General features: G+C 38.6%; 1 protein-coding gene. It reads right to left on the bottom strand.

From position 1 onward, the window contains the following. Window positions 1-7,679, bottom strand: a 7,679-nt coding sequence (locus DWQ18_00005; protein ID RDJ34686.1) for a hypothetical protein, incomplete at both ends; no start/stop codon positions are given.

Genomic DNA, 7,679 nt, shown 5'->3' with positions numbered 1-7,679 from the left:
TATCGTTGAGACCTAAGTTTTCTGTCAAAGATACTGTAGCTTGTCTGAAGTTATCGTTGAGACCTAAGTTCTCTGTAAGTGAGACTGTAGCTTGTCTGAAGTTATCGTTGAGACCTAAGTTCTCTGTCAAAGATACTGTAGCTTGTCTGAAGTTATCGTTGAGACCGAGGTTCTCTGTAAGTGAGATGGTAGCTTGTCTGAAGTTATCGTTGAGACCTAAGTTCTCTGTAAGTGAGATGGTAGCTTGTCTGAAGTTATCGTTGAGACCTAAGTTCTCTGTAAGTGAGACTGTAGCTTGTCTGAAGTTATCCTGTAGGCCGAGGTTCTCTGTAAGTGAGATGGTAGCTTGTCTGAAGTTATCGTTGAGACCGAGGTTCTCTGTAAGTGAGATGGTAGCTTGTCTGAAGTTATCGTTGAGACCTAAGTTCTCTGTCAAAGATACTGTAGCTTGTCTGAAGTTATCCTGTAGGCCGAGGTTCTCTGTCAAAGATACTGTAGCTTGTCTGAAGTTATCGTTGAGACCGAGGTTCTCTGTCAAAGATACTGTAGCTTGTCTGAAGTTATCGTTGAGACCTAAGTTTTCTGTCAAAGATACTGTAGCTTGTCTGAAGTTATCGTTGAGACCTAAGTTCTCTGTAAGTGAGACTGTAGCTTGTCTGAAGTTATCGTTGAGACCTAAGTTCTCTGTAAGTGAGACTGTAGCTTGTCTGAAGTTATCGTTGAGACCTAAGTTCTCTGTAAGTGAGACTGTAGCTTGTCTGAAGTTATCCTGTAGGCCGAGGTTCTCTGTAAGTGAGATGGTAGCTTGTCTGAAGTTATCGTTGAGACCGAGGTTCTCTGTCAAAGATACTGTAGCTTGTCTGAAGTTATCCTGTAGGCCGAGGTTCTCTGTCAAAGATACTGTAGCTTGTCTGAAGTTATCCTGTAGGCCGAGGTTCTCTGTAAGTGATATTCCAGAGCGTCTGAAGTTATCGCTAAATCCAAGATTTTCTGTAATTGCCGTGAATTTTAGATCACTGTTTGGCCATGTTACCACATCAAATCTATAGTTTTGAGTTTGTCCTGTATCAGAGCGGTACAGTGTAACGGTATTGCTATCAGATAATTCAAGTGCAATTGCACCTCTTGGGTAAGCAGTTCCACCTCCTGAAGAACGGGCAGTTTCACCCATAATTGAAGCAAGTTTAGGTGAACCCACACTAGAAATTGATTCAGTAAATGAGTCTTCTTCAGAGCCTCCTGCTGATCTTGAACCTGAAATGTGTTGAACATTCATTACATCACCAATAGTTTGTGTGTTCTCAATTACCCATGCTACTGATGTAATGTCACTGGGGGTGGATGCGCCACTTTCTAATTCAAAGCTTACAGTGTTTGTAGCAGATAGCCAGACTTCAGCTCCTTGTTCATCTAGTCCAGATAAACCATCTCCAGCTCTGTGTTGAACATGTAAGAATGCCCTTGATAGATCATTTACTGCAGTGATGGTTTCAGTCTCTGTTGTTCCAGCAGAAGTATAGGTATGTTCTGCACGTTGAATCTTCCATTGAGAGCCTGTAAACTCTACTATAGCATATGAGATATCATTTAGGTCACTTCCTGACTCTCCTCTAGTGAAAGTTGCTTTTCCTGGATCAGTAACAGTATTCCATTCAGCAGTTGATAACCCAGTGTTCCAATCAGTTGTAGAGGAATCAACGTCGCGTGAGTTTTGACCAGTTATGAATACAACTACATCAGAATTGTCTGAAACTAGTGATGACAAATCAGTTGCAGTTACAACCTTGTCACCTAAACCATATGTAACAGTTCCAACTTCACGCACCTTCATTTCAGAACCTCCATTTGGATCACCCTGGTACTCTATAATCTCCCAACAGATTCTGTCATCACTGCCTGGTACAGGAGTGATTGGTCTTGTAAAGTCAATAGAGGTTCCAAGGTTAGACGGGTTACTGATTATTGCAGTAAAGTTTGCTGGTGCATGTGTTCCGCCTCCAGATGTTGGTCCGTTACCTGTCAGTCTAGTGCTGACAATTCTAACAAATGCATCACCAGACGGAGTAGCATAATCAGAGCCTGCAGTTATAGTCACAGATGATGAACTGGCAGGTATTACACTACATCCTCGTTGTATTTTGAAATCACTAGTTGGATCAAATACATCCACAACAGGGTTTCGTAATCCTAGATTCTCAGTGAAGATAATCTTTGAGAATTGATTGTTAATAATGTCTTGCAGACCAAGTCTTTCTGTTAAAGCGGTAAATTTACCAGAAATAGTATCAATACTGTCTGAGAATCCAATATTTTCATTCAGTTTTTTAGTTGATAGGAATGCATTGACGGTACCATCTTTGATGCCAAGTTTTTCTTCTAGGAATAATGATTCGCCAAATTTGGTTGGCCACTCTACTACATCAAATCTATAGGTTTGAGTTTGACCACTATCAGAACGATAAAGTGTGACAGTATTTGTTGCAGTTAGTTCAAGTGCAATTGCACCTCTTGGGTATGCAGTTCCAGCTCCTGAAGAACGGGCAGTTTCACCCATAATTGATGTAGTATCTAATCCATCAACTGTAGTGATAGTCTCAGTAAAGACATCCTCTTCACTACCGCCAGATCTTGAGCCTGAAACATGTTGAACATTCATTACCTCACCTACAGTTTGTGTGTTCTCAATTACCCATGCTACTGATGTAATGTCACTGGGGGTGGATGCGCCACTTTCTAATTCAAAGCTTACAGTGTTTGTAGCAGATAGCCAGACTTCAGCCCCTTGTTCATCTAGTCCAGAAGAACCAGAGCCAACTCTATGTTGAACATGCAAGAATGCCCTTGATAGATCATTTACTGCAGTGATGCTTTCAGTCTCTGTTGTTCCAGCAGAAGTATAGGTATGTTCTGCACGTTGAATCTTCCATTGTCCACCAGTAAACTCTACAACAGCATATGATACATGGTTGTTATCACTCTCAGATGATCCTCTAGTAAATGAAGCTCCTGTTGTACTGCCAATCCATTCTGAAGTGGTATGTACTGCTTCCCAATCATCATTTGATGTTTCGTGACCATCTTGACCAGTAACGAATACAACAACATCATCATCATCTAGAATTCCAGAGATTGTACCAGTATTAATTGAGGTTTGTGAGCTAAGATATTGCAAAGAACCTGCATCACGAACTTTAAACTCGTTTGGACCATTGGTTGGACCAATGTATTCTATAATCTCCCAACATACTCTGTTGTTATTAGTGGAGCCATCACGTACAAAGTTAATAGAAGTACCAATGTTTGATGGATTACTGATGTATGTTGTAAAGTCATTAAGATCTTGAGTATTTCCTCCTGCGGTTCTTCCGTTACCAGTCGTTCTAGTGTTTACAATCTTGATGAAAGCATCACTTCCGATAATTTGGTAATCAATGCCTTCTGTGATTGTTGCTGATGTCTGCATGTCAGGAATTATAGTACAATCAGATTGTGTTCTAAAGTCATGACTAGAGTTGTATGCATCGGCAAGATCTCTAAATCCTAATTTTTCATTTAGTGAAATATTTTTTGAAGTTGTGAAAACGTCGGTAAATCCTAATTTTTCAGATAATGTCTTTTGAGAAACAATTAACTTTACAGCATCTTTGATTCCAAGATTGTCTGATAGTATGGCAGTTCGTCTGTATTGAACTTGTAGTTGGAAATTAGAAGTGGTTACTGTATTTCCGTGGTTCTTGTTGTCTCTGCTTTCATCATTAAGATGCAATCCAACTGCCCACCAGTTAGACACAAGATTTGCCTGCAAGTCATTTGCAGCATTAGACCCTTCCAGGCCTAATTTTGCCAATTTGTTTGTAAAGGGTGCTGTAACAGAGGATTGGTTAAGAAATGAAGTACCGTTTTTGATATCAGCCCATGAAGCTGTTGGGTTGCCAAGGATTGAAGATGGTTGCACTTCAATTGATTTCCAGTTAATCTCTCTTTCATCAGTACTTGATGCACTGCTCCATCTTGCTGTAACATTTGTAGGAATGGCATCATCTGGAATTGATGTAATATCCCACTCTACTGAAACACGCTGACATGAATTAGAAGGAGTTGTTTTTGGTACAAAGACCAAGGGGCTAACAGTTGTGATTGTGGTAATTGTTGTAGAACAAGTGCTTCCAGTAGAGGAAGCAGTCTTTACTGTTCTTACGGTACCTGAAGTGAATCCAAAGGTAGGATCCAAAAAGGAGGTTTCGCCAGGTTTTACTACCTCAGTATCCAAGAATTCAATCACTGTTCGTAGTTTTCTGTCTTTCTTCTCAATGCTGACTTTGGAAAACTCTTTCATTGCCTTTGAAAAGTCGTAGTTAAGTGGGATTTTGTTATCACTCTTGAGAAGAATTTCCTCAGACTTCCAGTTGTTCTTTAATTTCTCAAGTTTTTCATTTTGCTTTAGACTTTTAAGATAATCTTTTAGTTCTTTAGCAGACTCTTTTTGATCTAATTCTTTTAGGTTTCTTATTGATTCCCTAACATCTTTGAGTTTGTTCTTTATTGTATCCTTTTGAGACTTTACAGATTCCTTGAGTGCCTGAATTCTTCTATCAGAGTCATCCAACATTTCATCATTGACTATTGTTTCATCTTCTAGATCAATCTCTTCTGTATTGACACCTTCTAGAATGGAAACGAATCCATACTGAGTATCAGTCTTGTTTTGATCCTTGTTTGTATAATACAAAAATGCCTCTACTGGCTCATCAATTCTCTTGCCGTAAATTGTTAGGAATTTACCTTTATTGTCCTCTCTTAAGGCACTGATGAATACACCTGTTGCGTTTTCAGTCTTTGATACGTTACATTCTACAAAGTTTTGTGGTGATTCCATCCAGTCTTGATTACCATATTTTTCTTTTACCATCCAATAGTTTTTCTCAACAGCCTCAGGAAGATTTGGATTCTCACGCATTAAGCCTTGTTCATAAATTGAGATTGAACAGTCGTTTTTATCAAAACTAAATGGTGCTTGCATAGAGTCTACAATAATTTCATCCGCAGTCTCACTTACAATGTGGTCTACGAATTCTCCAGTTTCTGGATCCTCAATCCATTCAGGTAAACCAAGTGTTACAATTCCAGTACCGTTAGCATATTCTACTTTGTGATAGTCTCTTCCTCTCTCATTAAGAATGATGTTTGGATCATCAAAGTTGAATGCAGGTTCTTGTTCATCAACGTGATTTGTTGTTGGCAGAATGGAATCATGCATTCCCAATGTTTCATCTAATTTTACAAATCCCAGATAATCACCGAGGAATTTCGATAGTTGCTCTTCAAGTGATACAATATGGAATTCAATTTCAGTGATATCCTCAATTAGCTCTTGAATTTCTTGCTCAGATGAGGTCGAGTTAAAGTTGATATCAAGAAGTTTGGTGTAGGCCTTGTCGATATCTCCCTCGATTGATTCAAGTTCTAATTCTATAGAAGATAATTCAAATTCTTCAGCTTCTGTAAGGTTATTGTTTGATTCGATCTCAATTAGTTGATCATAAAGTCTCTCAGTAGAGTTCTCTAATGATAATATCCTTGCTTCAATTTCAGAGAATTCGTAAGAGTCGGTTGCATTCACTAATGAAAGTTCTAGTGAGTCGTATACTCCTAAGCTGCTTTCTGGTCGTGGATTTGTCCATGATACACTTAATGAGAGATCATCTTTGAATCCTAGAATTTCAGAATAGTTTGTGTTATTCTCTAGTTTTGTTACGGTTAAGACATCAGAAATGGATACGGATTCAAGTAATTCATGAATTGTTTGGTTTGATTTTGATGAATCAAGTGTGATCTCCAAAAGGTCGACTAATCCAAGTGTATCTAAAACAAGTGATTCAGAAGTATCAGAGTAATTGCCACTTAATACTAGTGTAACAAGATCAGTGATTCCAATTCCTCGTGAAATTATGTAGGTATCCTCAGATTCGTCTTCTTCAATTGTGTGAAGAATTAATCTTAATTCATCAGACATTGTAAGGATAAATCCGAATTCTACCGGTGCTTTTGGTCCTATAACATCAGTTTTGGTGTAATCATCAAAGATCTCTTGAATCTGTTCTTGAGATAATGCTTCTTTGTAGATTAGTACATCATCGATAAAACCAGAGAATTTGTTCTTGATGCTTGGTTTCTCACGTGTAATGTCAACATAAGCACCAACGACAACATCTGAATCAGTGCTAGCAATCTTTGCATCAACTATTTCAAGCAATCCACCTGTGGTTGAGAATGTATCAGAAAGTGTTTTGGTTGACTCTGCAGTACCATTAACATATAGTGTGATGGTTGTTTTGTTAATTACTGCTGCAAGATGCGTCCAGCTTCCCTCCTCAATAGGTGTAACACCCTCTAAGGTTGACCAAGTTATGCCATCAAATATAGAAATTGATGCAATGTGTTTAGGTTCGATGATGTTATTGATTGAGAGATCAAATGAGTTGTGTTTACCAACAACTGTTAGTTTTGTTGCAGCACCCTTGTAAATTGGGTTTACCCATGATGAGATGGTGATCTTTTCAAGATTTTCGTTTAGTTTAGGATCTTTTATTGGAACAAATGATTCAGTTGTGTTTAAAACTAGAATGTTTGATGTTGTATTTGTCATATTAGATATTGATTTTGTGGTGTTTTGTTGTTTAATTTCCTCAATTAGGTCGATCTTTTCCATATCAATGATATCTTTTTTATCAGTTTGACCGGTTGTGATGTTTGTAATTTTTATTTGTGGTAATGATTTGATATAAATTTCATAGATTTGTTGAGCAGAAAGTACTAGATCATAGATTCTTACATCATCAATAGAACCTGAGAACTTCTTTGCAGATGCGTCTTTACTACGTTTGTTGTCTACTGTTGCACCGATAGATATTGGTGAGTCATTTTTATTATTTGATTTTTCTTTGTTTTCTTCTGAATTTGATTGTGGAGTGCTTGGTGATGGTTTTGGCTTTTCAATGGCATAGCTGGAGTCTAGAGTTCCATTGAGATAGAGCAATAATGTATCTCCATCGTATGTTGTTGCAATATGGGACCAGTTTTGGCCTAATGTAGAGTTGCTTTGAACAGAATGCCATTTTATGCCATCAAAGACAGAAAATGTTGCAATATGTTTAGGATTGATGTTGTTGTTTAATGTTAAGCTAAAGACGTTCTCTTTACTAATTATTGTTAATTCAGAAGATCCTTTTGTGTAGTTTGGTTTAAGCCATGCAGCAATTGTGACATTTGAAATGCTGGTGAGGTTTGATGCATCTGTAAAGTATCCATCGCCTGTTAACTCAATTGAAGTGCCGTTAATTCCGTCTTTTCCTATACTAACAGTTCCAACAAAGCTTGAGCCATTTACATTGTTGTTGAATTTCCATGAGTTTGTTGCATTTGGCACAATGATTGGTTCAGTTGGTTCTGTGCCGTTGACTGGGATGGTTGTGCCGTTGACTGGGATGGTTGTGCCGTTGACTGGGATGGTTGTGCCGTTGACTGGGATGGTTGTGCCGTTGACTGGGATGGTTGTGCCGTTGACTGGGATGGTTGTGCCGTTGACTGGGATGGTTGTGCCGTTGACTGGGATGGTTGTGCCGTTGACTGGGATGGTTGTGCCGTTGACTGGGATGGTTGTGCCGTTGACTGGGATGGTT

The organism is Thermoproteota archaeon (assembly GCA_003352285.1).
Taxonomy (GTDB): Archaea; Thermoproteota; Nitrososphaeria; order Nitrososphaerales; family Nitrosopumilaceae; genus PXYB01.
This window is presented reverse-complemented; position numbering and strand designations above follow the sequence as displayed.